The sequence below is a fragment of the Sulfuricurvum sp. genome (assembly GCF_023250475.1).
Taxonomy (GTDB): Bacteria; Campylobacterota; Campylobacteria; order Campylobacterales; family Sulfurimonadaceae; genus Sulfuricurvum.
Map to the genome: position 1 here is coordinate 1 of NZ_JAHFAQ010000002.1, position 24,949 is coordinate 24,949.

The following is a 24,949-nucleotide window of genomic DNA, read 5'->3' on the forward strand; positions in this document are numbered from 1 at the left end:
AGATCCCAGCGGTGATCCGCTCTCACTGATCCAATATAAAAATATAGATCTGTACCTCTCGTCTCAACCCATCAAGCAAAGCATCATCCTTATTGATGAATCACTGGTATGCAGTGCTGATGAAGCGATTGATGAAGAACTTTTCAGTTCCGGACGCTCCTCTATTCGATGCAGTGATAACCAACAGAAAATCAGAGCAATTCGCGCCTCACTTTACCCGGTGATACAGCATGCTAAACGGTACTTAGAATAATTTTTCGAGGAAATTATAGGCATTTTGAGTTTGAGACGTAACAATCATCAATGTTGCCCCCAATGTCACCATTAGGACTATAAACGAGACGGCTATTTTAATCGGCATTCCGATAACGAGAAGGTTAAATTGCGGCATAGTTTTCATCAACATCCCGAAAATCAAGTCAGCCAACATAGATAACGCCGTAATCGGAAACGCAATCATAAATCCGACGACAAACATATTCGTCATGGCATGCATAATGTATTGAAACAACGAAGGGGTCATCAGGAATCCCCCCAACGGAACGGCACTGATCGACTCAGATGCGTAAAGCAATATCCAGTGGTGCAAATCAAAAATAAGCAATACCATCAGGGCCAATAATGACAAAAATTGATTGATAATCGGCATCGAAACTCCCGATTGCGGATCGATTGCCGAAGCGAGTGAGAATCCCATCATAAAGGATATCTGCCCTCCCGCAAAGGTGATAACATGATAAGCCAATTGCAATACAATCCCCACGGCAAGACCAAAGAGCATCTCTCCTAAAACCGCTACACTCAAACTAAGCGCATCGGTCGGAATATTCAAAGGAGGGACGGCACCGAAAAAGAATACGGTAAAGAAAAAAGCCATCGCCGCTTTGATCGAGATGGGGATATTCATGTGCGAAAATATGGGAACTGCCATAAAAAGAGCCGTAAAACGGGTAAAGAGCAAAATAAAAGCTACGGTTCGACCTTCACTAAAAATTTCTGCCCATTCCATAGTTTATGCTCGCTTCAATGTACCGTTTTGCATACGATAAATATACGTGCATCGTGATGCCAACGATTCATCATGCGTAACGAGAACCATCCCTGCACGGTTTTCTCTCAAATAATCTTCGAAAATATCCATTACTTCCAATGCCGTAACGCGATCCAAATTTCCCGTCGGTTCATCCGCAAATATCAATCGGGGCTTTTTTGAGAGGACACGGGCAATTGAGACCCGCTGCTGCTGTCCGCCCGAGAGTTCGGTCACTTTTTGACGGATCACGTTCTCGATACCCAAACGCTTCAATAGATGTTCATCTATACTTTGACGTGCCAAAATTGAGGCAACCTCAAGATTCTCATACGCGCTAAACCCTTTAAAGAGGTAGTGGCTTTGGTAAATTAATCCAAGATCAGAGCGTCGAAGCTGTACCAGTGCCGAATCATTCAACGTATAAATATCATTTTCAAACAATTCTACTTTTCCGGAATTTGGACGAAGCAACGAGGAGAGAATATGCAAAAGGGTTGATTTTCCGCTGCCGCTTACACCGACAATCGCCATCGACTCTCCCGCATTTAGGGTGAGCGAAATATCCTCAAATAGGGGATAGTCAAAAGCATGGGATAAAGAGGTTGCATTTAAAAGTATCATAGGGGAATTATAAAGGAAATTAGATTAATAAAGGGGAAAAAGAGAGGATTCCCGCTTTCGCGGGAATGAGGAAAATTAAACCAAAAGGTTTCTTTACGCCATTTGAGCAGCGACTTCTTCTGCGAAGTTGTCAACTTTTTTCTCTAAACCTTCTCCGACTTCGTACTTAACGAACTCGACGATTTCAGCAGTACCACCATGCTTTGCAGCCTCTTTGGTAACCGCTTCGGCAACCGTCATAGAATCATCCATAACGTAGTTTTGATCCAAAAGTGCAAGCTCTTTATCCAAAGTCGTATTGTCCGCTACGAAACGAGCCAATTGACCAGGGATGATGTTTGCCCAGATTTTTTCCGGTTTACCGTCTGCAAGTAATTTTGCTTTGATCGCTTCTTCAGCAGCAGCCATAACTTCAGGAGTTAATTGTGATGCTGAGATGTACTGAGGAACGTTTTTCAACGGTTTTTTCAAACGCGCTAACTCTTCGTTCTCTGTCTTGATCGCTTCGATACGACCGATAGTTTCCGCTTCTACGAATGCAGGATCGAAATCTTTAGAGGTCAATGTCGTCGGTTTCATCGCCGCAGCGTGCATTGCAACGTTTTTAAGCATCGGAGCAAGGGCTTCGGCTACTTTTGCGTCAGAACAGGTTGCCGCTACGAGAACACCAACGCGGCCGTTTGAGTGAACGTAACCGTTAACACATCCGTTTGCACCTGCATTGAGAGTTGCAAAACGACGTACTACGATTTTTTCACCGATACGCGCTACTTGAGAGGTAAAGTACTCTGTAAAAGTAGCCGTTTCGTATGCAGTTTCGTTCAACTCTTCAACACTGCTGACACCTGTAGTAAATACGTGTGCCGCTGTGTTGCCGACAAGATTGATGAAACCGTCGTTTTTCGCAACGAAATCGGTTTCAGAGTTAACTTCTACCAAAGACGCTGATGTAAAGGTATCGGAAACTTTAAGACCCAAAAGTCCCTCAGCTGCTACGCGATCCGCTTTTTTAGCGGTTTGCGCCATACCACGGTCGCGCAAAAATTCTTTTGCTTTTTCCATGTCGCCATCACACTCAGTGAGGGCTTTTTTACAATCCATCATCGGCGCATCAGTCGCCGCGCGGAGGTCTTTTACCATCGCTGCTGTAACTTCTGCCATGATTACGCTTCCTCTGCTACTACTGCTACTTCTTCGACAGCCGCTTCAACTGCTACTTCAGATGCAACTTCTTCTTCCGCTACCGCTTCGTCGTTTCCGCCGTTGCGAAGTGCTTTACCTTCGTTGATCGCTTCAGCCATTTCTTTACAGAAAAGTTGAATTGAACGGATCGCATCGTCATTTCCAGGGATTGGAATGTCGATAACGTCCGGATCACAGTTAGTATCAAGTGGAGCAACAACTTGGATTCCGAGGTTACGCGCTTCTTGAACCGCAATGTGTTCTTTTACCGCATCGATAACGAACATCAAATCAGGCAAAGTTTTCATATGACGGATACCGCCGAGGTATGCAATCAATTTTTCTTTTTGACGATTCATCATCAACGCTTCTTTTTTAGTCAAAAGGTTGATTTGTCCGTTTGCTTGCATCTCTTCGATGATGTCAAGTTTACGGATTGATTTTTGGATCGTCGGGAAGTTTGTCAACATTCCACCCAACCAGCGGTTGTCAACGTATGGCATTCCACATGCAACAGCCGCATCACGGATGGCTACGCGAGCTTGTTTTTTGGTCCCTACGAAAAGGACGGTTTTCCCCTCAGCCGCAGCATCAACTACTTGCTGATACGCATTGCGGAAATAACGCAATGTTTTTTGAAGATCGATGATGTAGATGTTTTTACGAACACCGAAAATGTATTTTTTCATTTTCGGATTCCAACGACGTGTTTGGTGACCAAAGTGTACACCACATTCCAAAAGGTCTTTCATAGTTACCATAAGTGGCTCCTGTGTTAATGTATTTTTTGTTCATTCGTTTACTTGGGCGAGCGCAAACAGAGCCGATGAGACATCGGATGCACGAGAACAGCACGATTCGCTTGCGATTTTTTTCTTACGTCATAAAATGAGGAGAGAAAATCGGGCTGATTATACTGAAACGGCTCTTAAATTTAGCTGTATTTAATAATGCGTCTGCGTCACGTTTTTATCACACAAATCGCAACCTTTTAAAATTGCTTTTATACAATTTTCGTTACCATCGACTACAGCAATAAACGGCATGAGAAGAAGGGGAAATGATGAGAGAACGGATTTTGATTTCAGCCATCACTGCCGTAGTACTGACAACAACGGCAGTGGCGGATGATGCACTAATGCAGAGATTTGAAAAGTTAGAGCGCGAGATGGCGGCACTCCGAGCTGAACTGAACGCTATCAAAGCCGAAAACAGCCGTTTAAGTACTCAACTCTCTGCACCTCTCACCGCAGATGCAAAACAAGAAGTTGCTTCCGCTACCAAAGTCAATGAGACCCTCGAAGAGATTCAGGATCAAATCGACGGTTTGAATAAAAAGACCAACGGGAACAATCTAAAATTCGGTGTCGACTTTCGGACCAGTCTGGATAACATTCAGTACACAATGGCCGATGGCAGCAAGAAAGAAAACGATGCCCTTTTCACCAATCGGCTGTGGCTCAATATGAGTTACGCCGCCAATAAAAACCTCAGTTTTGTAGGACAATTGGCGTATAACAAAATTTTCGGTCAACGTGCAGTCCCAACGGCAAGCGCCGGGATGGAAGGTTTTGACTGGATCAGCGGCGAATCGGCCTATGATGATACGCTCCGCGTCCGATCCGCTTATTTTTTCTATACTAATGAAGAACTTGCGGGAGTTGATATCCCATGGACTTTCAGTATCGGCCGCCGTCCCTCTACCGAAGGTCACCTCATCAATTTTCGTGATGATGTCAAAGCCTCCTCTCCCCTCGCCCACGCGATCAATGTCGAATTTGACGGTGCCAGTGCCAAATTCGGGATGGAAGAGTTGACCGGTCTTAGCGGATCGTATTTTAAACTGTGTGCAGGTCGGGGAATGAGTGAGGCGGAACCGAGGTTTTCTTCCACTCCTTATACCGGCGATGGCTCTACCACAACCAATAACATTGATCTGGGAGGCATTATCATTGTTCCCTATGACGATAAACAATACAGCACCGGCTTTCAATATACCTATGCCAATAACTTAATAGACCAATCTACTCCGGGCGGCGCGATGGAGAGTGTCGGAGGACTTCATACCGCTACTGCTTTTGCTATGGTCAACGGTATCGGGGAAGGATGGAGTGACTTTTTGGATGATACGATGGTTTTTATCAGCGGAGCAATGTCTAAAACTGACCCCTATAAAGGGACAGGGAAACAAGGTATGTTAGGCTCATTTGATAGCGAAACAGGATACAGTTACTGGATCGGAACACAATTTCCCTCTCTTATCAGTGATGAGGGTCGATGGGGGGCTGAATTTAATCACGGTTCAAACTACTGGCGCCCGATCACCTATGGTGAAGACACTTTGATCGGTTCGAAAATCGCCGCTCGCGGAGATGCGTATGAGCTCTACGTCACCGAGCCTTTAGTCGATAACATTCTGACTTTCCAGCTTCGCTATACCTATATTGACTACGATTACAGCGGAAGCAACGGCTTTTTTGGAAGTGTCACGGGAACACCCATGAGCATGGATCAAGCCATCGGTGCCGGTTACGGCGGTAGTATCGTCGATAAAGCACAGGATATCCGCGCTTATCTACGATATAAATTCTAATCTTTCATGTTTCCGCCCCTGCGGGAACTACCCTTGTACTTTTGCCAATTCCTCTTTTACCTTTGCTACATGATCTTTCACTTTCACATTTGTCCATGCCGCCTTTACGATCCCTTTTGGATCGATAATATAGGTTGATCGGACGATCCCCATGTACTCTTTACCGTAATTTTTTTTCATTGCCCATACGCCGTAATTTTGCATCATTTGCGTCGTCGGATCGCTAAGAAGGGTGATTTCAAGTGATTTTTTCTCAATAAAATTGCGGTGGGATTTAGTACTGTCGGCACTTACCCCAAGAATAATCGCTCCCAGATCATCATACTCATCCATCGCCTGGCTAAATTCACACGCTTCGGTCGTGCACCCCGGAGTGGAGTCTTTGGGATAAAAATACAAAACGATCCATTTTCCGCGCAGATCGCGGGAACAGATCTCTACATCGTCTTGGTTACTCAAACAAAAATCGGGGGCAGTACTTCCTACTTCTAACATTTTTAATACCTTTTTTATTATTTTAACGCCATCGGAATAGATCCCGATTGGCTACGTTAACACTAGGTTTACTTCGGCAGTAAGCCCAAATTCAAAGAATGACTATTGATTTGATTTCGGTAAATTCTTCTATTGCAAAACGGGGACCTTCGCGTCCGACACCGCTGAGTTTAACACCGCCGTAGGGTTGAATATCAAAACGGAGCGTCGGCATATCGTTGATCACTACACCACCGGCATCGAGCTGATCAATAGCCTTAGTCGCATGGGCAAGATTGTTGGTAAAAACCGAAAACTGCAAACCGTACGGTGAATCGTTCATACGCACTATTGCATCATCAATTCCATCCACACGTACCAAACTGACGATAGGGGCAAATACCTCTTCGCAGACGATTTTCATCGACTCGGTCACATCGGCCATGACGCACGGATAAAAAATTCGTCCCTCTCGATGCGGAGCGCTCAGAGGACGTGCCCCCTCTTCGATCGCACTCTCTACCCAGCTCATAGCCCTCTGTGCCGCTTCATCATTGATCAGCGGTCCTAAAAACGTATCTTCTTCGTAGGGAGAACCGACCACAAGCTTGGAGGTAGCCTCGGTCATTTTAGCGGCAAACGCATCATAAACGGTACTCTCAACGTAAATTCTCTGAAGCGATATACACACTTGTCCGGAATTCACAAATGCCCCTATCGCACACCGTGATGCGGCATAATCGAGATCGGCACTCGTATCGATATACGTTGCCGCATTCCCTCCCAGTTCGAGAGATATTTTTTTGATCCCCGCACTTCTTGTGATGATATTACCTACCCCCACCGATCCGGTAAAACTAATGATGCGAGGAATGTCGCTGCCGACCAATGCACTTCCCACTTCCGCATCCCCATAAACGACACTGAGAGCATTGGGCGTTGCATAGGGGCTTTCGATAAAAAGCTGTGCCAACTTGTATGCGCATAACGGCGCTTCGGGAGTCGGTTTAAGAACAACGGCATTTCCTGCAACCAATGCGGGTGCTAATTTGTGGGCTACAAGATTCAGCGGAAAGTTAAAAGGGGTAATCGCAACAACGACTCCGACCGCTTCTCTGCGCCAATACGCATGCGCACTCCGCCCGCTGCCCATTGCATCGGTATTAATCGTCTCGCCGTGCAATGTACGCATCGTTTCAGCAGAGAGAGTGATCGTCTCGATGCACCGATCCACTTCAATCCGCGCATAGGTGATCGGTTTGCCCACTTCATCACACAATATTTTTGCAAATATTTCGCGTTGCTCTTTGAGCTTTGATGCGACGTCCAACAGCCATGCGCACCGCTGATACAACGGGATTTTTTTTGCAACTTTAGAAGCATTTTTAGCTATTACGAGAGCTTCACGTGCATCATCGGCACTGCACTCAGCAACGCGTGAAACGACACGTCCGTCGAACGGACTGAGACGCTCATTGTAACTTTGTGCAATCACCTGACATGATCCCATCCAAACGTGTGCGTCCATAAAATCGTCTCCGTCCTAAATTATGTTTCAATTATACAAATCATCACCTAAAACAAGGGGGAAAGAAAATATTTAAGCTCTTTCTTTTTAAGAACCTCTTAGAATATGTCTCAAAAATACGCAGAGGATCATTATGCTTGAACTTAAAATTACCGACGGTGTTTTAGGGGTACGCCCTCCCGTCACCAAACCCCATCCCGGGTTTTTCTTCCAAGTAGGGGAAGAGCGTTTTCGCCGCCTCGTCGATGATCATTATGAGATGATCCGAAACAGCGATATTGCATTTTTATTTCCGGTCAATGATGATGAAGATTTCGCCAATGCCAAAAAACACGCGGCGGACTTTCTCATCCAAATCTGCGGCGGACCGGACTATTTTGCTCAAACACGCGGAGAACCTCGTATGGTCGGACGCCATGCACCGTTTCGTATCGATGAACACGGACGACGCCGATGGCTGGAATTTTACGCCGCATTGCTCCCTAAGCTCGAAGATGAGGGGATAAATCCCGAATATATCCAATCATTTTGGGACTATCTCGATGTATTTTCCATTTGGATGATCAATACACCCTCACATTAAACGGCTTCCCGCTTGGCGGGGATCTTCTCTTAATAAACCTTAAATCACATCTGCGCTAAAATCTCCCAATTTTTCTTTTGGAGATCTTCCCTATGAATGAAGCCAAATACATTTGGATGAACGGCAAACTGCTCCCGTGGAGTGAAGCAAAAATTCACGTCCTTTCCCACACACTGCACTACGGTAACGGTGCTATCGAGGGAACTAAAGCGTATAAAACCCCTAAAGGGTACGCAATTTTTCGTCTGAACGACCATACAAAACGTCTGATCGAATCGGCCAAAATGACCCTTATTACTGTTCCTTACACCGTTGAAGAACTTAACAAAGCACAAATTGAGCTTTTGAAAGCAAACGAATTTACCGGAGAAAACGTCTATCTCCGCCCGATCGTTTACCTCGGTTACGGTGTTATGGGTGTCTACCACAAAGAAGCACCGGTAGAGGTTTCCGTTGCAGCATGGGAATGGGGCGCATACCTCGGAGAAGAGGGGATGAAGCGTGGAATCCGTTTGAAAATTTCATCCTTCAGCCGTCCAAATAACAAATCGAACATGGGTAAAGCCAAAGCGGTCGGTAACTACCTCAACTCTCAAATGGCAAAATTTGAAGCGGTAGAAGCAGGATACGATGAAGCGTTGCTCCTCGATGATGAGGGATACGTTGCCGAAGCAAGCGGAGCATCGTTCTTTCTTATCAAAGAGGGTGAACTTATTACCCCTCCGAATGACAACTCACTCGTATCGATCACCCAAAAAACCGTTATCGAGATGGCGGAAAACATGGGGATCAAAGTAACCCGAAGAAAAATCACCCGTGAAGAGATTTACGTGGCCGATGAAGCATTCCTCACCGGAACGGCGGCAGAAATCACCCCGATTCGCGAAGTAGACGCACGGGTACTCGGTGCGGGCGGACGCGGGCCGTTGACGGAGAAAATTCAAGCGGCTTATTTCGACATAGTATGCGGGCGCAATCCTGATTACGACCACTATTTAACCTATATCAATTAAGGATCCTGCATGGCAAGTGATATGAACGACTACTTTAATAAAAAGAAAAAAGAAGAGGCAAACAAAGGGGGCGGATTTAATGCTCCCAAGCCGCCAAAATTTGATTTTAATATGAACGGCCAAAAAGCGGGAATGTTATGGATCATCGGCGGAATAGTTTTACTCCTCATTTTAGCCAAACCGTTCATTATTATCACCGAAGGGGAACGCGGTATCCTCTCAACCAACGGTAAATACGAAGAGCAAGCGTTAATGCCGGGGCTCCACTTTCTGATCCCTTTGATCCAAAAAGTTTACATCGTTGATACCAAAGTACGAATTATCAACTATGCCGATAAAATTGACCGTGCGTCCACTGCCGGAGACGGTATTGTCCTCAAACCGGCGATTGCCGTTTTGGATAAACGGGGACTGCCTGTTTCCATCGATATTACCGTTCAATACCGTCTGAATGCACAGCTTGCGGCTAAAACTATCTCAAATTGGGGATTCAGCTGGGAAGATAAAATTATTGACCCGGTTGCCCGCGATGTTGTCCGAAATGTAATCGGTCAATATGAAGCCGAAAACCTCCCGATTATGCGTAATGCTATCGCGACTCAAATCGAAGCCGGTATCCGCAAAACCGTAGAAGGGCAGAAAAATGCTCCTGCGCAACTTGAATCGATTCAACTCCGCGAAATCGGTCTTCCTGAAAAAGTAAAAGACCAAATTGAGCGGGTTCAAGTCGCAAAACAAGAAGTAGAGCGTGCACAACAAGATGTCGAGCGGGCAAAACAAGAAGCATTCAAAAAAGAGACGGAAGCCCAAGGTAGTGCAAATGCTATCACTATCCAAGCACAAGCACAAGCCAAAGCCAACCACCTCATCGGGGCTTCACTCACACCGGGATTGTTAAAACTTGAACAAATTCAAGTGCAGGGTAAATTTAATGAGGCACTTAAAGAGAACAAAGACGCCAAAATTTTTCTCACTCCGGGAGGCTCTACTCCAAACATTTGGCTCGATACCAAAAGCGGCGACAGTCAAAAAATAAGCTCAGCAGGGAAGTAAACGATGAATCTAGATCAAATCGACTGGGCAAAATCAGAGCTTCTCCCCGTTATCGTCCAAGACTCCACATCTTTGGAAGTATTGATGATGGCGTATATGAATCGTGAAGCATTGGAGCTCTCCCTTTCGACGCGAATAGCCCACTACTTCTCCCGTTCCAAACAGCGTCTTTGGAAAAAAGGGGAATCGAGCGGTCATCTGCAGCAGATCGAAAAATTTCTCCTCGATTGCGATAATGACACGCTCCTCATTATCGTCCGTCAAGAAGGGGTAGCGTGCCATACCGGACGTAAATCCTGTTTCTTTACCGACATCGAAACCGGTGAATCCATCAGCGAGCCCCAAATCGATACAACAACGACTTACGGCATTATCGATGAACTTTACCATACGATCCTCAATCGTAAAAACGCTGATCCTGAAACCTCTTGGACCGCCAAACTTTTAAGTAAAGGGGATAATGCGATCCTCAAAAAAGTAGTCGAAGAGGCAGGTGAATTCAGTTTTGCAATCAAAGACGGCAATGAAGATGAAATTATTTACGAATGTGCCGATTTAGTGTATCACGTCTTGGTCGCACTGGGACACAAAAATATCTCTCCCGATCGTATCAAACAAGAGCTTGCCCGACGATTCGGGATGAGCGGGATTGCGGAGAAAAACGCTAGGGAAAAATGAAAGCAAAAATAATCGAGTTCATCCATCATCTGATTATCTACGATTACTTCCTTTTCGGAGGAATTTTTGTCCTTTTTCTCTTGTTATTGGTATTGGCAATTGCTCTGCGACATAAAATGGCTTTGGCAATTGCTTTTGTCGTTTTGGCATTTGGCGTATTGACAGCTGGACCGATTGTCGGATACCTTCAGCTGCATCACTACCTGTTTAAAAACAAAATTATTCTCCATGAAGTTAAAGCACTCCAATTTACCGAGGCGCTTTTAATAAAAGGGGATATCAGCAACACTTCGAAACGCTCTTTTCAGGAATGTACCGTTTCTACAGGTGTCTACAAAGTCACTCACAACCGTTATTTAGATCGTCTCTATCCCTATGTTCCGTTTAAAAAAAGTTCTCTGAAAGTGATCGAGAGTATACCTCCGGGCAAATCAAAACCCTTTAAACTTTTTGTTGAACCGTTCAGCTATACTAAAGACTTCAATATCACTATAAAGGCGGAATGCCGATGAGCCCGTTAACGATATGGCATTATCTTTTATTAGTCGTACTGGGACTTCTGTTTCTAATTGGAATTCTTGTCTCACTGCGGACAAATTCAAAGTTTTCTATTTTTACTACGATATCGCTTATCCTTGTTTTAATAGGCTTTTTTAGTTGGATATCCATCAATGAGAAGGTTTATGTTCTTGAAGTTTCACAACTCGATCAAGAGCGCTATTACCAATCTGAGCAGATTCTCTTAAAAGGAACCGTCCGTAACGTAGGAAACTATCCGGTCGCAAATGTTGTTGCAACCGTGAAACTGATTAATTCCCACGGCGGCGTCACCGGAAAACAATCCATCTTTACTCAGCCATCCGCATTTGCCGAGATCTACGAAGGGGATAATCCAAATTTTAAACGCCAAACAATAGCAAAAGAGCAGGTTATTGCCGATTATTTAAGTCCCGGAAAGTCTAAAACATTTATCATAATGATGGATTATCCCCCATACTTTCAGCATGCTACCTTTGACGTTACGGCAAAGGCCAACTAAGTCGGTTAATATTTTAGTCCCACAGTTTCTAAGGCTTTATTGATTGATCGGATCTGTCTGTTTTTATCTTTGCACCATAGCGGTGCGACCAAACTTTCATCATCGATTCCGGCACTGATGCGTTGGACGCTCACATGGTGAGGTTTAAGAAGAAGCGCCTCTTTCAGTACTTCCAAATAGAGCTCTTGGGTAATCGGCTCAAATTCCCCCCTTGCGTATTCGTTTGCCAATGCAGTCCGTTTAACCACATACAGGGGATGGTATTTCACCGAATCGATTCCTAAAGCGTACGCCTCTTTTGCCGTCTCCAGCATCATTGTTTTTGTTTCTCCCGGAAGACCGAAGATCAGATGCCCGCAGACATTCAATCCATACGATTTCGCTTTGAGAATCGTCTCTTTGACACTCGCACTGTCATGTCCGCGATTTATACGCTCTAATGTCGTATCGTAGACCGATTGTATACCAAACTCAATCCATACTTCCGTATGACGTGAAAGCAATGCTAAATATTCTAACGTCTCATCCGTAATGCTGTCGGATCGGGTTCCGATACTGATTCCGATAACATTATTAAAACTAAGAGCTTTGGTGTACAGCGCTTTAAGAGTCTCAAACGGTGCATAGGTATTGGTAAAGCTTTGAAAATAGACCATAAACTTCTCAGCAGTGTTTTCATCGCGTAAGCGTGAAGAGAGTGCATTAAACTGCCACTCTAATTGCTGGAGCTGTTTTTCCAAATGGGGGTTGGAGAGTGATTGGAGATTGAGGAAAAAACCTTTCAATTCGCGGGCACGATCCAAACTTGGGCTAAATGAATCGTTTTCGCAAAAAGTACATCCCCCTTTAGCGACCGTACCGTCGATATTCGGACAGGTGAATCCGGAGATTGAAACGGGAACTTTCGAGATTTTAGCCCCGAATTTACGGCGCAGATATTGTCCGTACGTGAAAATCTGCTCCCGCATAAAGCTCTCTTAAATAATGTATTTGCCGGTAAAGCAGGCAGTACAGTAATTCTCTTCTTTGCCGTTGACACTGCTGAGCAATGCTTCGTTACTCAGATAACCCAAAGAGTCTGCTTCGATAAAAGCACAAATCTCTTCATTGGTCATATTCGCCGCGATCAGTTTCTCTTTGTCGGGAGTATCGACTCCATAATAACACGGATCGGTCGTCGGAGGGCTGGAAATACGCATATGTACCTCTGCCGCCCCTGCCGCTTTCAGCATTCTTACGATCTGACGGCTTGTGGTTCCCCGTACAATAGAGTCATCGACAACGATAAGGCGTTTTCCTTTGATCAAACGCTCAATCGGAGAAAGTTTCATCTTGACTTTCAAATCGCGCATCTCTTGGGTCGGCTCAATAAACGTACGTCCGATATAGTGATTCCGCATAATCGCCATCTCAAAAGGGATTCCGCTTTGTTGAGAATATCCGATTGCTGCGGGAACACCGCCATCAGGAACAGGAACAACCATATCAGCTTCTATCGGCTGTTCGCTCGCCAGTGCTTTTCCCATCGCTTTTCGCATTTCATAGACGTTTTGGGTATAGACGTTTGAATCCGGACGGGCAAAATAGACATATTCAAAAATACAGTGTTTCGGTGTCGGCTCGAACACTTTAATCGATTTCGGTGCTTTGTCTTTTTCAAAAATGAGGAGTTCGCCCGGTTCAACATCACGGATATATTCTGCCCCGATCAAATCGAATGCACATGTTTCCGAGGCAACGACGTAACCATCACCGACACGTCCGAGGCTCAAAGGACGGAATCCGTGAGGGTCACGCATTGCGAACATTTTAGAACGGCTCAAAAATACGAGGGAATAGGCCCCTTCAATTTTTTTAACCGCATCGATAATACGGTCGGTCAAATGATGCTGGTCACTTTTAGCGATCAGATGGATCAGATTTTCAGTATCCATAAACGTTTGGAAAATTGCCCCTTTTTTAATCAGAGCCTCCCGCACCTCTTTGGCATTGGTCAGATTTCCGTTGTGAACAATCGACATCTCTCCCAAATCGTAGCGGGCAAAAACCGGCTGAGCATCAAGGATTGAATCATCTCCTGCCGTCGAATAGCGGGTATGACCGATCGCCATGTGCCCTTTGAGGGTATTCAATTTTTGAGTGTCGAATACCTGCGTGACCAAACCGCGGTCTTTGATCGTGTAGAGCTTTTCTCCGTCACTGGTACTGATTCCGGCAGCTTCCTGACCCCGATGCTGAAGGGCATGAAGTGAGAAATAAGCCAATTTTGAGGCCTCAGGATGATCGAAAATACCGACTACCGCACATTTTTCATTTAAGCTACGCACTTCTTTTTCCTTATGCAAGTTCTAAACAGTCTTGAATACTGTACAGACCGTTTGGTTTTCCAACCAGCCATTTTGCCGCTCGAATGGCACCTTTTGAGAAGGTATTGCGGCTTGTGGCCGTGTGATGCAATTCCACAAACTCTCCGTCATTGTAAAATCCGACCGTATGGCGACCGACGATATCTCCGCCGCGCAATGCCATTACGGCAATCTCATCTTTGGAGCGTTCGCCGATATTGCCGTTACGTCCGCTGACACGTACCGCATCAAGATCAAGATTTCGCCCTGCTGCTGCCGAATGGGCAAGAGTAAGCGCCGTACCGCTCGGTGCATCTTTTTTATGCCGATGATGCTGTTCAACGATCTCGATATCAAATCCGTCCAGCGTTTTAGCCGCCATATGAACAAGCTGGTTTAAAAGAGCAACACCAAGTGACATATTGGTTGCATACAAAATCGGCATGGATTCGCTTGCCGTCTTCAGAAGATTCATCTGATGGGCGTCCATCCCTGTTGTGCCGATAACTAACGGCTTTGGATGGGAAATCGCTTGTTCCAACAAAAGTTGTGTCGCTTCCGGCAATGAAAAGTCGATAATGACATCGCTTCCATTCAATAACGTTGCCATATCGTTGGTGACCAAGACGGAAGGATCGATGGAAAAATTGAGTTCATTACGGACATAGACCGCCCCTAATGAAATGTCACTTTCATGATGCAAATCTTCGATCAAAAGCTTCCCGACACGCCCGCCAGCACCAAATACACCTGCTCTAATCATTTTGTACAATCCCTATACTGCATTATTCTGATGACATTTTAGCGTCATAGTGTTTAAAAAGGCGTAAACAAACAGCTAAAAGAACGTTAATGATGACCATCCACATACGCAATTGCCTGTAGCGCCGCTACCGCACCGTCGCCTGCAGCGCAAACAACCTGTTTCGATGCCGATTCGCGCATATCTCCCGCTGCAAACAGCCCAGGAAGCGAAGTTTTCATACTCAAATCAACTTTAACTTCACCCCATGGAGTCATCTCACATAAAAAGGAACCGTCTTCTTGGATCAGTACTTGATTATTGACATTGTTACCGACAAATACGAATACTCCGGGAACATCAATCTGACGCAATGAACTATCTTCAGCTTTCACGCGGATTCCGTTTACACCCGTCGTGTCTCCGAAAACCTCTTCCGGTACAGCGTTTAAAACCAGCTCAATATTTTCTGCAGCTTTAACGCGTGCTATGGTATTGGGAGCAGCGCGGAAAGAATCACGTCGATGGATCAAATAAACTTTGGTACAGATTTTCGCGAGATACAGCGCCTCTTCCAAAGCCGTATCTCCCCCTCCGATAACCGCTACCTCTTTATTCTTATAAAAGAAACCGTCACACGTGGCACACGTACTCACACCTCGACCGAAAAAAACATCTTCGCCGATAAATCCGGCACGCTTAGGAGCTGATCCGGTACAAACTATAACACTTTTAGCCTCATCTACTGTTCCGTCAGATTTTCGGATCGTAAAAATACCGTCTTCGCGTCGCGATATACGGGTCACTTCGGACATTTCATGCTTGAGTCCGAAACGTTGGCACTGTTCCGGCCATGGGGACATAAAATCTATCCCACTTAAATTATGAGCAGTAGCTCCGGGATAATTTTCAATCTCTGAACTCATCGTGATCTGACCGCCGGGAAGACCTTTTTCAAACATCGTGACACTGTCCAAGCCACCTCGTGTGGTATACAATCCTGCAGTAAGTCCCGCAGGTCCGCCTCCGATAATCGCACAATCCAGCATCCAAAGCCTCCGCTTTTATTTTGCATATAATACACCTATGTAGTTGAAGTGTACCACAACAGAGTTACGAGAAAAATCGTTTTAGAAAACTTTTAGATAATCAAAAGAAGAGGTATATAAGAGGAATTTTGGAGTATAGCCCATGCCCAAAATGGGCAAAGACTACAATGTAATCATTTACAGTAAAGCGTTTAGTTTATCGGCGAATGCTTGTTTAGAAGCGGCACCGACCATTTGTTCAACCACTTCTCCGTTTTTGAAGAAAAGGATTGTCGGGATAGAACGGATACCGTATTTAACGGCGATATCTTGCTCTTCATCCGTATTTACTTTACAGATATTTGCTTTTCCTTCAAATTCTGCCGCCAACTCTTCAATAACCGGAGCGATCATACGGCAAGGTCCACACCATGGAGCCCAAAAATCGACCAATGAGACACCCTCTTTGGTAATTTCGTCAAAATTAGATACTGTCAATTCTGTGTATTTAGCCATGCGACTTCCTTGCGTTCAATGTTTATATTGGGTCATTATAACGCCACAATCTTTAAAATGACTTATTACATAACTCTCACATTTTTTCTCAGGGAGAAGGTATTCAGAGAGTGATATTTTCTATCAGTTCCAGAGTCTCATCATGAACAATTAAAGCATCGATGCAATAATCAAGATTGAGCTGTTTTTGCTGGAGATAGGCTTGGATAGCGCGGTTTAGTTTTTGAAGTTTTGAGCGGGTAATATTGTGTATTGCCTGCTCATAGCTCACGGCACTTTTGACTTCAACGAAATGGATCACACCATCACGCAATGCGATAATATCGATCTCTCCGAAACGGTTGTAGACATTTCGATCAATGATTCTAAATCCGCTTTGGCGGAGATACTCACACCCGCGCTCTTCGGCTATGTTGCCCCGAGCTCGCGTATGCACGAAGGTCAGTCCAAATAGTCGGGCTTGATTACCTCGACCTTTATTGATTTAAACCGGGCGGTTTTAATCAGTTCATCACACTCATCTCCGAAGAGAAAATTGATATTGCTGGCAGCATGATGAAAGGTCGTAAAGAGAGTCCCTTTTTTGACGGTAGAGCTCACTTTGACCCGCAACGGGGCACTCTGTCCATATTGGCTTTTGAGAACGACAAAATCTTTGTACTCAAAAAACTCCTCATCTTCGACACTCACCAGCAAGGTATCTTCACTATGGCTGCGGCTGAGTTTGTCACAGGCATTCGTTTGGGCACTGTTATTATAATGAACCAAAATACGTCCGGTTGTAAGGTAATACCCCTCATGCTTTTGCTCTTTTAGAAGCTCTGCAACCTGACCGCGAGGAACATATTGATGGTAATGAAATGAACCCAATCCGTCTTTGGTTCGGAACGTACCAATGTGCAATACCGGCAGATCTTCTTCCTGTACCGGCCACTGCAATCCGCGCAGACGGTTGGTTTCAAGTTTTTCATAACTTGCTCCGCCGAAACGGATTGGAGCATCAATCTGAACCGCCTCCCACACATCACGGGGAGATTTAAATCCTAAATCGGTTCCGTAGCGTTTGGATATTTCCGCAATTACTTCCCAGTCATCGGGCATCATAACGTTAATCAGCGGCTGAGAGAGATGCAGACGACGCTCTGCATTGACATAAACGCCTGTTTTCTCATACGCACTTTTCACCCCAAAGATAATGTCGGCAAATTTGGTAATCTCGTTATCAAAAAGTTCATTCACAACAATCAGATCAAGATTACTCAGGGCTGCGTGTATTTTATTTTGGTTCGGATGGATATGGGCAATATCTTCACTGATATTATAGAGTGCTTTAATTTTGCCCTCAACCATAGCATTAATCAGATCGGGAGTCATCATCCCAACCTCTTTGGGCGGCTGATAATCGGGAGCGTAATACGGCAACATTCCGACATCACAGGTTCCCTGCACGTTATTCTGACCCCGCAGAGGCATCAATCCCGCACCCCGTTTACCGATATTTCCGGTCAACATCGCCAAATGGGTGATGGCCATTACGGCATACGAACCGTCTAAATGTTCCGTGATCCCAAGACCCCAGAAAAATAGGCTTTTACGTGTAGCGTATTTACGGGCAACCGTTCGAACTTCCTCCGCCAATGATTCATACCCCGGGATTTGAAGAAGAAACTCGGGGTTGGCATACGGATCGTTGAGAATAGAATTTTTATATTCCTCATACCCTTTAGTACGGCCATCGACAAATTCACTGTTAACCAAATTCTCAGAAAGGATAACAAACGCCATCATATTGAGAATCATCAAATTCGCTTCGTACGGTATACTCAGGTGGTTCGTAGCCGACTTGGAGAGCTGTATACGACGGACATCCAATACGGCAAGTTCGATCTCTTTTTGCTTGATTACATCGAGCATTCGGTTAGCGACGATAGGATGTCCCTCGGTCGTGTTGGATCCCATCACCACCATGTACTCTGTTTCGTAAATATCATCGAACGGGTTGGTCATCGCCCCCTCGCCGATTGTCGTTCGCGTCCCTTTAAGCGAAGGGGAGTGGCAGACACGGGCGCAATTATCAACGTGCGGAGAACCTACGACATGACGGGTAAAGTGCTGGAAAAGATAAGACCCTTCGCAGCTGGTACGAGCACCGCCGATCGCCGCAAAGCTGTGCGAACCATATTCATCGGTAATTGAACGAAGTTTACGGGCAACCAGTTCATAGGCACTCTCATAGCTGATCTCATAGAAATCATGATCGACCGGTTCGAGGTAGTCCATATCCAAATCGGTAAACAATGCGGCATTTTTGGCTAAAAATGATTTTCGAACACGAGCATTTCGAAGCCGTTTAGGGTGAGTCAGAAAATCCCAGCCCTGCTTTCCTTTGATACATAACCGTCCCTGCGAAACGGTCCCCTCTTCTTTTGCAAAGATTTTTTGGATTTTATTATCCTCTACTTCAGCGGAAATATCGCATCCCACACCGCAATAGGTACAAACGCTGTCGATAGTCATCCATTATTTCCTTGGAAGAAAGGCTCTATTGCCCTTTTTTAAAATTAGTGAAGTTTACAATTTTGTCTCTTAAGGACTGCGGAAGCAGCAAGACAATTCGAATTATTAAGTAAAATCTAAAAGGAAAAGCGTAGCGGATTCTTTTTTGTCGAATCGCATGGGTAATCCGCATAACCCCCTCTTCTGTACTCATTAAAAACGGCATTTTGAACCGGTTTTTTTGCGTCATCTCCGAATCGATAAATCCCGGCATAATCGTCATCACCGTTATTCCATGCGGTTTAAGCTGATAATGCAACCCCTCCGCATACGCATTGAGTGCCCGTTTGGAGCTGCTGTATGCTATCGAAGTGGGCATTGTAAAAAGTGACGCGAGCGAAGAGATACAGACGATCTCACCGAATTTTTGTTCGATCAATTTGGGGATAATGGGTTCCAATAGGGCGTGAACGCTCAAAAAATTGGTTTTAAAGAGCCGTTCAAAATCCTCAAACGGGGTAATTCCCCCACCGTGACCGACCGATACTCCCGCGTTGAGGATGATCCGATCAATCGGTTGTTCGCTCAAGTACTCTCCGATCTTTCTCATCCCCTCAAAATCATTGACATCCGCGATGATCGTTTCAACGCTAGCACCCTTCTTTTGGCATCGTGCTGCTACATCGGTCAATCGATCTTCTCTTCTGGCAATCAATACAAGCTGATTTTTATTCGATGCATAATAGAGAGCCAACGCTTCACCTAAACCGCTGCTTGCACCTGTGATTATAATCCTCATCCTTTTTCTCCCGCAAGCAAATAGTCGATATAATTATACCCATGAATGAAACACTAAAAATCGGGGAGATTAATATCCTCGTTATCGATCGGGATACGACACCCGGACTTTTTTTACGCGCATTGGATGAGAGCGATATTTTGCTACCGAATCAATACGTTACGGAGTCGATGCATATCGGCGACACTCTTGATGTATTTGTCTATACCGACAGCGAATACCGTCCCGTCGCAACCACAGTAATGCCCAAAGCGATGGTCAATGAAATTGCCTTCGTTGAAGTCCTCGATACCAGTAGCATCGGTGCGTTTGTGGACTGGGGATTGCCGAAAGATCTATTCGTCCCCAGAGCACTTCAAAAACGGCCATTTGCCGTTGGAGAAAAACGGCTCGTTCGAGTCATACTCGATGAGCAAACCAACCGACTTGTGGGAACCGAAAAAATCAGCGGAGCGTTAGAAACTCCGCCGAAGAGTTTTTATCCGAACACTCCCGTTAAATTTATGATTATCGCCAAAACCCCTATGGGTTACAAAGTTATCGTCGATCATAAATATGAGGGGATGATCTATGCGAATGAGATTTTTGAAGATGTCCGTGTCGGGCAAATCAAAAACGGCTTTGTGAAAATACTCAGAGCTGATGGTAAACTTGATTTATCCCTCCAAATGGTCGGAAAAGCGAAAGCTTCCAGTGCCGCCGATAAAATCTTCTCGATGATTAAAAGCAACGGCGGGATGTTGCCGTACAACTACAAAAGCGACCCTGATTTGATTCAAAAAACATTTGGACTCAGTAAAAAGAATTTTAAAAGTGCCTTGACACAACTCGTCGATAGTAAAAAAATAACAGTTCAGGAGAACGGAATATATGGGATATAGACCAAAAAAGAGCCCTTTTAGTCACCTAAAAGCGCGTAATCTCGTTTACAGTGAAGACGATCATACCTATACCCTCATCAGTTTTAATCGCGATACTATGCTCTTGGAAGTTCATATTAATGATGGTAAAGAGACGAAGATCGTCACCGATTTTCCGTTTGCCCACCTCCCTAAAAAGATCAAGCAGGAACTCAATCCGCTATAATGCGGCCATTATTTTTCAAAGGATTCGAATGTCACAATTTGCAAATGTCACGGCTGATAAAAAAGCCAATATCTATTTTGACGGAAAAGTTACCAGCCGTACCCTTCATTTCGCTGACGGTAGTATCAAAACTCTTGGAATCATGTTGCCGGGCGAATATACGTTTAATACGGGCGATGCTGAGATCATGGAAATCATGAGCGGTGAGATGGAGGTTCAACTTCCGGGTTCAGAAGCATGGATTTCTATTACAGGACCTCAGAGTTTCGATGTCCCTGCCAGCAGTGCATTTCATTTAAAAGTCAAAACGATCAGCGATTACTGCTGCAGCTTCGTAAAATAATTTTATATTAGCGTCGAATCTCGACGCTGCTTTCGTCAATCCAACCCTCTTTTGGGTAAGATTGCCACCCTTTTTTACTCACCGTTCCGCTTATTTTGTAATACTGCCCTCTCTTGCTCGTTGATGTTAGTGCACTGTTTGCTTTATACTCAATACATTTGCCTTTTTCATCACACAGCATCGATCCCGCTTTCGTAATCAGTGTCGTAGGAGCTATATCTACAACATTCGATGTATCAGCCTCTTGAATATTCTTTTGTTGTTGACCGCCATCAAGTTCACCGTCAATTATTTTCAATAACAACTTTCGGGCTTCACGATCTTTTTGTTTAGCCGCACGCGCTAGCCACATCATAGCAAGCCCTTCATCCGCCGCTACACCTCGTCCTGTAGCGTACATAATCGCAATGTTGTATTGGGCATCTACATGCCCCTGATGTGCCGATTTTTCAAACCATTGTGCGGCTTGCGTCTGATTCTCGTCTATCCCTATACCGCGCTCATATATAACGCCGACTTGAAACTGAGCCTCTTTATCGCCCCTTAGGGCAGCCGTATAGGTTTCCCAGAATGATTGTTGTACTTCCGAGGAAAAGAGTGGAGAAAAAAGAAACAAGAGGAGATATAAGTATTTTTTCATAAATGAAATTCCCTTATCAAAAAATAGTTATAGGCTTCCCGAAAAGGGGAAGATTTATTTATAGCGATAAGTAATTCGCCCTTTATCCAGACTGTATGGAGTAAGTTCGAGTTTTACTGTATCACCGGGGAGAATTTTAATGTAGTGCATACGCATTTTTCCTGCGATATGACACAAAATAACATGACCATTCGGCAACTCAACACGAAACGTTGCATTGGGTAGTGCCTCAATAATCTTTCCGTCTACTTCAATGACATCATCTTTTGCCATATTATTCCTTTACGCGATTGATAATATTTCAGCTCTACCGTTGATAATTGCAACCGTATGCTCGTAATGAGAGCCTCTCAGCCCATCCGTGCTCACTACATCCCAACCGTTTGCCAAAATTTTGGATGTTCCCTCTTTTTGGCAAATCATCGGTTCCAGACAAAAAACCATTCCGTTTTTAATCTTAGGGCCCGCTTTGGTATTGTTCCCGTCCAAATAATTTGGAATTTCAGGCTCTTCATGCGGCTTTTTACCGATGCCGTGACCGCAAAATCCTCTTAATGGGACGAATCCACGACCTTTGATAAACTGTTCAATCTCATAGGATAACTCTTTAAAGCGCATCCCGTCTTGAATAATATCAATGGCGAAGTAGAGAGCATCTTTCGCACATGCGATCAATGCCTCGTCTTCAGGAGAAATTTTACCGACACCGACAGAGATTGCCGCATCCCCGAAATAGCCCCCTTTTTTTGTACCAACATCAAATCCGATGATGTCCCCTTCTTGCAAAGGGTAATCACTCGGTATCCCGTGAATAATCACGTCGTTGAGAGAGGTACAAACGGCATTCGGAAATCCGTAAAGCCCTTTAAAAGAGGGGATGGCACCTTGAGATCGGATATACTCCTCGCCCAATGCGTCAAGCTCTTTCAAGGTAATTCCAGGTTTGGTGTGTTCTGCCAAAAGGTTCAATGTCCCTGCCACAATTTTATTGGCGGAACGAAGAAGTTCTATTTCACTGTTTTTGCGTAGCGCAATCGCCATTGTTACAGGCCAACCGCGCTAAGGGTTTGATATTTAGACATATAAACCTGTGCTTCAATACGGCGCATCGTATCCAAGGCTACTTGAACCACGATTAAAACGGCTGTCCCTCCAAAGAAGAACGGCACACCCATCGCTTTGACGATAACCCACGGCAGTGTTGCAATCAATCCAAGATAAATTGCCCCTGTAATGGTCAAACGCCCTGCCGTATCGTTCAAAAACTCTTTGGTTGATTCTCCTGGGCGAACACCCGGAATAAACCCGCCTTGACGTTTTAGATTGTCGGCAATATCTTTGGCATTAAATACGATAGACGCGTAAAAGAATGCAAAGAATACAACAAACGTGAATTGCAAAACGTTAAAGAAATAGTGATTCGGATTCAAAACATCCGCTATTGCTTGAACCGTCGGATTGGTGCTTGATGACATTACGGTCATCGGAAACATCAAAATAGCCGAAGCAAAAATAACCGGAATTACCCCCGATAGATTTACTTTGACCGGGATATAGTTCATAACCCGTTTGTTTTGATTTTGCATCATCGTCTTTTTCGCATAGGTAACCGGAATTCGGCGTTCACCCAGCTCAACATAGATGATGACCAAAATCGTCGCAACCACAAGGGCAATAATTCCCAGCAGGGACAAGAATCCCATCGCTCCGGTATTCACCATCGTTATTGCATGAGAAATAGCACTCGGAATCGCTGAAACGATACCGGCGAAAATAATCAAAGAGACACCGTTACCGATACCGCTTTGGGTAATCTGCTCACCGATCCACATCAACAACATCGTCCCCGCAAGCATCGAAACAACCGCCAACGTCACAAACGTACTGTGATCGACCAAAATAGCGCTTGCTCCGTCTTTACCCGTCATACTTTGCAGTCCGACACTGACTCCGACCGCTTGTACAATGGTAATCGCAATGGTTGCATAACGGATAATTTGCATGTATTTAACCATACCGTCACGCTCTTTTTTCATTTGCGCTAAGTTAGGGAAAGTGGCTGCTAATAGTTCCATAATGATGGATGCGGTGATGTAAGGCATAATACCGAGAGAGATAATGGAAAATCGTTCGACGGCTTTACCGCTAAACATATTAAACAGACCTAACGCGTCAGCTTGATGAGAGTTAAAAAATGAAGCGATGACGGCTGTGTCAACACCCGGTACCGGCACGTATGCCAGTAGACGGTAGATAAAGAGAAAACCGATCGTAATTAAGATCTTGTTTACAAGTTGTTGGTTCATTAGTTACCAGTTGTTGTAACGTTTTCATCTTTGATTTTAGATGCTAAATCTTTAGCGCTTGCACCAACGAGTTTTACGTGAGTGACCGATTTATTCAAACGGTGAACGCTGCGGATTGTTTCCATTGTAATTTCTGAAAGTTCAGCAATTACTTTTGTTTTTTCGACATTGATAATCGTCGGTTTTACGACACGTGACGTAAATCCGATTTTTGGCAAACGGCGAGCAAGAGGTTGTTGTCCACCCTCAAAGTTACGTTTTTCATTGTAACCTTTACGCGCTTTTTGACCTTTGTGACCTTTACCGGCTGTTTTACCAGTTCCGCTTGCTTGGCCACGGCCAAGACGTTTTTTGCTGTGGGTTGAACCCTCAGCAGGAGTAAGGTTTTCTAATGCCATAACTTATCCTTTGATACGTGATAGTGCATCAATTGTTGCACGTACCACAGTGTTTGGATTGTTAGAACCCAAAGACTTCGTCAAGATGTCTTGGATTCCCGCAAGCTCAAGTACCGGACGGGTAGCGCCACCGGCGATAACCCCTGTACCTTCAGATGCAGGTTTTAGCAAGATACGACTTGCGTTGTATTTAACTTCGATATCGTGAGCGATGGTAGTACCTTTGATCTTCACTTCTGTCAAGTTTTTGAACGCTTCGTCAACCGCTTTACGGATAGCATCGGGAACCTCTTTGGCTTTACCGACTCCGTAACCTACGGTTCCTTTTTTATTTCCTACAACTACGAGAGCGGTAAAACGAAAACGTCTACCACCCTTTACAACTTTGGTTACACGACCGATGTTTACAATCGCTTCTGAAAATTCTTCTCTGTTAATTGGATTCATCATCGT

At 44.7% G+C, this 24,949-nt stretch carries 31 protein-coding genes; 11 read left to right on the forward strand and 20 right to left on the reverse strand.

The annotated features are described in order from the left end of the window. On the forward strand, positions 1-253 hold a 253-nt coding region (locus tag Q0C19_RS00380; RefSeq protein WP_295051590.1), incomplete at its 5' end, for a hypothetical protein. Here the strand turns inward: Q0C19_RS00380 and fliR are convergent. From fliR to rpsB, 4 genes are all read right to left on the reverse strand, one after another. Next, positions 245-1,009 (reverse strand): flagellar biosynthetic protein FliR, encoded by a 765-nt coding sequence (gene fliR, locus Q0C19_RS00385; RefSeq protein ID WP_295051592.1) that lies wholly within the window; start codon positions 1,007-1,009, stop codon positions 245-247. The genes Q0C19_RS00380 and fliR overlap by 9 nt on opposite strands. Before the next feature lie 3 nt (positions 1,010-1,012). Further along, positions 1,013-1,654, reverse strand: coding sequence for an ABC transporter ATP-binding protein (locus Q0C19_RS00390; RefSeq protein ID WP_295051595.1), 642 nt, complete (start codon positions 1,652-1,654; stop codon positions 1,013-1,015). A 93-nt stretch (positions 1,655-1,747) separates the two neighbouring features. Continuing rightward, positions 1,748-2,815, reverse strand: coding sequence for a translation elongation factor Ts (gene tsf, locus Q0C19_RS00395; protein WP_295051598.1), 1,068 nt, complete (start codon positions 2,813-2,815; stop codon positions 1,748-1,750). A gap of 2 nt (positions 2,816-2,817) precedes the next feature. Then, positions 2,818-3,597 (reverse strand): 30S ribosomal protein S2, encoded by a 780-nt coding sequence (rpsB, locus tag Q0C19_RS00400; RefSeq protein ID WP_295051601.1) that lies wholly within the window; start codon positions 3,595-3,597, stop codon positions 2,818-2,820. 302 nt (positions 3,598-3,899) lie between these two features. Here rpsB and Q0C19_RS00405 point away from each other — a divergent pair, with 302 nt between their 5' ends. Beyond that, entirely contained in the window at positions 3,900-5,429 is a 1,530-nt protein-coding gene (locus tag Q0C19_RS00405; protein WP_295051604.1) for a DUF3373 family protein, read from the forward strand. Between the two features lie 27 nt (positions 5,430-5,456). Here the strand turns inward: Q0C19_RS00405 and bcp are convergent, their stop codons facing one another. Beyond that, positions 5,457-5,924, reverse strand: coding sequence for a thioredoxin-dependent thiol peroxidase (gene bcp, locus Q0C19_RS00410; RefSeq protein WP_295051607.1), 468 nt, complete (start codon positions 5,922-5,924; stop codon positions 5,457-5,459). 91 nt (positions 5,925-6,015) lie between these two features. Then, the gene (locus Q0C19_RS00415; protein WP_295051609.1) at positions 6,016-7,431 is read right to left on the reverse strand and encodes an aldehyde dehydrogenase family protein; all 1,416 of its coding nucleotides are present in this window, start codon (positions 7,429-7,431) and stop codon (positions 6,016-6,018) included. A gap of 133 nt (positions 7,432-7,564) precedes the next feature. Here Q0C19_RS00415 and Q0C19_RS00420 point away from each other — a divergent pair, with 133 nt between their 5' ends. The 6 genes from Q0C19_RS00420 to Q0C19_RS00445 all read left to right on the forward strand — a co-directional run bounded on the left by Q0C19_RS00420 (position 7,565) and on the right by Q0C19_RS00445 (position 11,797). Further along, on the forward strand, positions 7,565-8,014 hold the full coding sequence (locus Q0C19_RS00420) for a globin (protein ID WP_295051612.1): 450 nt from the start codon (positions 7,565-7,567) through the stop codon (positions 8,012-8,014). 92 nt (positions 8,015-8,106) lie between these two features. After that, positions 8,107-9,027, forward strand: coding sequence for a branched-chain amino acid transaminase (locus tag Q0C19_RS00425; RefSeq protein WP_295051615.1), 921 nt, complete (start codon positions 8,107-8,109; stop codon positions 9,025-9,027). A gap of 9 nt (positions 9,028-9,036) precedes the next feature. After that, positions 9,037-10,080: a prohibitin family protein gene (locus Q0C19_RS00430; protein WP_295051617.1), complete on the forward strand. Its 1,044-nt coding sequence runs from the start codon at positions 9,037-9,039 to the stop codon at positions 10,078-10,080. Positions 10,081-10,083: 3 nt separating this feature from the next. Next, positions 10,084-10,758, forward strand: coding sequence for a bifunctional phosphoribosyl-AMP cyclohydrolase/phosphoribosyl-ATP diphosphatase HisIE (hisIE, locus tag Q0C19_RS00435; RefSeq protein ID WP_295051620.1), 675 nt, complete (start codon positions 10,084-10,086; stop codon positions 10,756-10,758). Continuing rightward, complete coding sequence (locus tag Q0C19_RS00440) at positions 10,755-11,270, forward strand: DUF2393 family protein (protein ID WP_295051623.1); 516 nt, start codon at positions 10,755-10,757, stop codon at positions 11,268-11,270. Before hisIE ends, Q0C19_RS00440 begins: the two co-directional genes overlap by 4 nt. Then, positions 11,267-11,797 (forward strand): DUF2393 family protein, encoded by a 531-nt coding sequence (locus Q0C19_RS00445; protein ID WP_295051626.1) that lies wholly within the window; start codon positions 11,267-11,269, stop codon positions 11,795-11,797. Before Q0C19_RS00440 ends, Q0C19_RS00445 begins: the two co-directional genes overlap by 4 nt. A 5-nt stretch (positions 11,798-11,802) precedes the next feature. Here the strand turns inward: Q0C19_RS00445 and Q0C19_RS00450 are convergent, their stop codons facing one another. From Q0C19_RS00450 to Q0C19_RS00485, 8 genes are all read right to left on the reverse strand, one after another. Beyond that, positions 11,803-12,765, reverse strand: coding sequence for a TIGR01212 family radical SAM protein (locus tag Q0C19_RS00450; RefSeq protein WP_295051629.1), 963 nt, complete (start codon positions 12,763-12,765; stop codon positions 11,803-11,805). 9 nt (positions 12,766-12,774) lie between these two features. Next, entirely contained in the window at positions 12,775-14,124 is a 1,350-nt protein-coding gene (gene purF / locus Q0C19_RS00455; RefSeq protein ID WP_295051632.1) for an amidophosphoribosyltransferase, read from the reverse strand. 10 nt (positions 14,125-14,134) lie between these two features. Continuing rightward, a complete protein-coding gene (gene dapB, locus Q0C19_RS00460; protein ID WP_295051635.1) occupies positions 14,135-14,905 on the reverse strand; it encodes a 4-hydroxy-tetrahydrodipicolinate reductase in 771 nt (256 codons plus the stop codon). Positions 14,906-14,991: 86 nt separating this feature from the next. Continuing rightward, a complete protein-coding gene (locus Q0C19_RS00465; RefSeq protein ID WP_295051638.1) occupies positions 14,992-15,933 on the reverse strand; it encodes an FAD-dependent oxidoreductase in 942 nt (313 codons plus the stop codon). 177 nt (positions 15,934-16,110) lie between these two features. Beyond that, entirely contained in the window at positions 16,111-16,428 is a 318-nt protein-coding gene (trxA, locus tag Q0C19_RS00470) for a thioredoxin (protein WP_295051641.1), read from the reverse strand. A gap of 103 nt (positions 16,429-16,531) precedes the next feature. Continuing rightward, the gene (locus tag Q0C19_RS00475; RefSeq protein ID WP_295051644.1) at positions 16,532-16,864 is read right to left on the reverse strand and encodes a YraN family protein; all 333 of its coding nucleotides are present in this window, start codon (positions 16,862-16,864) and stop codon (positions 16,532-16,534) included. 5 nt (positions 16,865-16,869) lie between these two features. After that, on the reverse strand, positions 16,870-18,945 hold the full coding sequence (locus tag Q0C19_RS00480) for a molybdopterin-dependent oxidoreductase (RefSeq protein ID WP_295051647.1): 2,076 nt from the start codon (positions 18,943-18,945) through the stop codon (positions 16,870-16,872). Between the two features lie 25 nt (positions 18,946-18,970). Beyond that, positions 18,971-19,723 carry an SDR family NAD(P)-dependent oxidoreductase gene (locus Q0C19_RS00485; protein ID WP_295051650.1) on the reverse strand — a complete coding sequence of 251 codons (753 nt, stop codon included), beginning with the start codon at positions 19,721-19,723 and terminating at the stop codon, positions 18,971-18,973. Between the two features lie 41 nt (positions 19,724-19,764). On the opposite strand from Q0C19_RS00485, the gene Q0C19_RS00490 reads away from it, so the two are divergent. Genes Q0C19_RS00490 through Q0C19_RS00500 form a run of 3 tightly spaced genes read left to right on the forward strand, consistent with a single transcriptional unit; the run spans position 19,765 to position 21,152 of the window. Beyond that, positions 19,765-20,604 (forward strand): S1-like domain-containing RNA-binding protein, encoded by an 840-nt coding sequence (locus Q0C19_RS00490; protein ID WP_295051653.1) that lies wholly within the window; start codon positions 19,765-19,767, stop codon positions 20,602-20,604. After that, complete coding sequence (locus Q0C19_RS00495; protein ID WP_295051656.1) at positions 20,594-20,809, forward strand: hypothetical protein; 216 nt, start codon at positions 20,594-20,596, stop codon at positions 20,807-20,809. Before Q0C19_RS00490 ends, Q0C19_RS00495 begins: the two co-directional genes overlap by 11 nt. A 28-nt stretch (positions 20,810-20,837) precedes the next feature. After that, positions 20,838-21,152, forward strand: coding sequence for a pyrimidine/purine nucleoside phosphorylase (locus tag Q0C19_RS00500; RefSeq protein WP_295051659.1), 315 nt, complete (start codon positions 20,838-20,840; stop codon positions 21,150-21,152). A gap of 7 nt (positions 21,153-21,159) precedes the next feature. Here Q0C19_RS00500 and Q0C19_RS00505 read toward each other — a convergent pair whose 3' ends face one another. Genes Q0C19_RS00505 through rpsE form a run of 6 tightly spaced genes read right to left on the reverse strand, consistent with a single transcriptional unit; the run spans position 21,160 to position 24,943 of the window. Then, positions 21,160-21,792, reverse strand: a complete 633-nt coding sequence (locus tag Q0C19_RS00505; RefSeq protein ID WP_295051662.1) for a tetratricopeptide repeat protein — start codon at positions 21,790-21,792, stop codon at positions 21,160-21,162. 54 nt (positions 21,793-21,846) lie between these two features. Continuing rightward, a complete protein-coding gene (infA, locus tag Q0C19_RS00510; protein WP_294894879.1) occupies positions 21,847-22,065 on the reverse strand; it encodes a translation initiation factor IF-1 in 219 nt (72 codons plus the stop codon). 9 nt (positions 22,066-22,074) lie between these two features. Next, entirely contained in the window at positions 22,075-22,833 is a 759-nt protein-coding gene (gene map / locus Q0C19_RS00515) for a type I methionyl aminopeptidase (RefSeq protein WP_295051664.1), read from the reverse strand. A gap of 2 nt (positions 22,834-22,835) precedes the next feature. Beyond that, positions 22,836-24,098 carry a preprotein translocase subunit SecY gene (gene secY / locus Q0C19_RS00520; RefSeq protein WP_295051667.1) on the reverse strand — a complete coding sequence of 421 codons (1,263 nt, stop codon included), beginning with the start codon at positions 24,096-24,098 and terminating at the stop codon, positions 22,836-22,838. After that, positions 24,098-24,496, reverse strand: coding sequence for a 50S ribosomal protein L15 (rplO, locus tag Q0C19_RS00525; protein ID WP_295051670.1), 399 nt, complete (start codon positions 24,494-24,496; stop codon positions 24,098-24,100). The genes secY and rplO overlap by 1 nt, the downstream gene beginning before the upstream one ends. 3 nt (positions 24,497-24,499) lie before the next feature. Then, a complete protein-coding gene (gene rpsE, locus Q0C19_RS00530; protein WP_295051673.1) occupies positions 24,500-24,943 on the reverse strand; it encodes a 30S ribosomal protein S5 in 444 nt (147 codons plus the stop codon). Between the last annotated feature and the right edge of the window lie 6 nt (positions 24,944-24,949).

Bases quoted from the DNA above. Each gene is read 5' to 3' on its own strand.
- Q0C19_RS00420 (WP_295051612.1), top strand. From the start codon at position 7,565: ATGCTTGAACTTAAAATTACCGACGGTGTTTTAGGGGTACGCCCTCCC.
- Q0C19_RS00500 (WP_295051659.1), top strand. From the start codon at position 20,838: ATGTCACAATTTGCAAATGTCACGGCTGATAAAAAAGCCAATATCTAT.
- rpsB (WP_295051601.1), bottom strand. From the start codon at position 3,597: ATGGTAACTATGAAAGACCTTTTGGAATGTGGTGTACACTTTGGTCAC.
- rplO (WP_295051670.1), bottom strand. From the start codon at position 24,496: ATGGCATTAGAAAACCTTACTCCTGCTGAGGGTTCAACCCACAGCAAA.
- Q0C19_RS00440 (WP_295051623.1), top strand. From the start codon at position 10,755: ATGAAAGCAAAAATAATCGAGTTCATCCATCATCTGATTATCTACGAT.
- secY (WP_295051667.1), bottom strand. From the start codon at position 24,098: ATGAACCAACAACTTGTAAACAAGATCTTAATTACGATCGGTTTTCTC.
- bcp (WP_295051607.1), bottom strand. From the start codon at position 5,924: ATGTTAGAAGTAGGAAGTACTGCCCCCGATTTTTGTTTGAGTAACCAA.
- Q0C19_RS00480 (WP_295051647.1), bottom strand. From the start codon at position 18,945: ATGACTATCGACAGCGTTTGTACCTATTGCGGTGTGGGATGCGATATT.
- Q0C19_RS00465 (WP_295051638.1), bottom strand. From the start codon at position 15,933: ATGCTGGATTGTGCGATTATCGGAGGCGGACCTGCGGGACTTACTGCA.
- Q0C19_RS00495 (WP_295051656.1), top strand. From the start codon at position 20,594: ATGGGATATAGACCAAAAAAGAGCCCTTTTAGTCACCTAAAAGCGCGT.
- Q0C19_RS00425 (WP_295051615.1), top strand. From the start codon at position 8,107: ATGAATGAAGCCAAATACATTTGGATGAACGGCAAACTGCTCCCGTGG.
- fliR (WP_295051592.1), bottom strand. From the start codon at position 1,009: ATGGAATGGGCAGAAATTTTTAGTGAAGGTCGAACCGTAGCTTTTATT.
- Q0C19_RS00415 (WP_295051609.1), bottom strand. From the start codon at position 7,431: ATGGACGCACACGTTTGGATGGGATCATGTCAGGTGATTGCACAAAGT.
- hisIE (WP_295051620.1), top strand. From the start codon at position 10,084: ATGAATCTAGATCAAATCGACTGGGCAAAATCAGAGCTTCTCCCCGTT.
- Q0C19_RS00490 (WP_295051653.1), top strand. From the start codon at position 19,765: ATGAATGAAACACTAAAAATCGGGGAGATTAATATCCTCGTTATCGAT.
- Q0C19_RS00445 (WP_295051626.1), top strand. From the start codon at position 11,267: ATGAGCCCGTTAACGATATGGCATTATCTTTTATTAGTCGTACTGGGA.
- trxA (WP_295051641.1), bottom strand. From the start codon at position 16,428: ATGGCTAAATACACAGAATTGACAGTATCTAATTTTGACGAAATTACC.
- Q0C19_RS00485 (WP_295051650.1), bottom strand. From the start codon at position 19,723: ATGAGGATTATAATCACAGGTGCAAGCAGCGGTTTAGGTGAAGCGTTG.
- Q0C19_RS00430 (WP_295051617.1), top strand. From the start codon at position 9,037: ATGGCAAGTGATATGAACGACTACTTTAATAAAAAGAAAAAAGAAGAG.
- Q0C19_RS00450 (WP_295051629.1), bottom strand. From the start codon at position 12,765: ATGCGGGAGCAGATTTTCACGTACGGACAATATCTGCGCCGTAAATTC.
- Q0C19_RS00390 (WP_295051595.1), bottom strand. From the start codon at position 1,654: ATGATACTTTTAAATGCAACCTCTTTATCCCATGCTTTTGACTATCCC.
- Q0C19_RS00405 (WP_295051604.1), top strand. From the start codon at position 3,900: ATGAGAGAACGGATTTTGATTTCAGCCATCACTGCCGTAGTACTGACA.
- infA (WP_294894879.1), bottom strand. From the start codon at position 22,065: ATGGCAAAAGATGATGTCATTGAAGTAGACGGAAAGATTATTGAGGCA.
- dapB (WP_295051635.1), bottom strand. From the start codon at position 14,905: ATGATTAGAGCAGGTGTATTTGGTGCTGGCGGGCGTGTCGGGAAGCTT.
- tsf (WP_295051598.1), bottom strand. From the start codon at position 2,815: ATGGCAGAAGTTACAGCAGCGATGGTAAAAGACCTCCGCGCGGCGACT.
- map (WP_295051664.1), bottom strand. From the start codon at position 22,833: ATGGCGATTGCGCTACGCAAAAACAGTGAAATAGAACTTCTTCGTTCC.
- Q0C19_RS00505 (WP_295051662.1), bottom strand. From the start codon at position 21,792: ATGAAAAAATACTTATATCTCCTCTTGTTTCTTTTTTCTCCACTCTTT.
- rpsE (WP_295051673.1), bottom strand. From the start codon at position 24,943: ATGAATCCAATTAACAGAGAAGAATTTTCAGAAGCGATTGTAAACATC.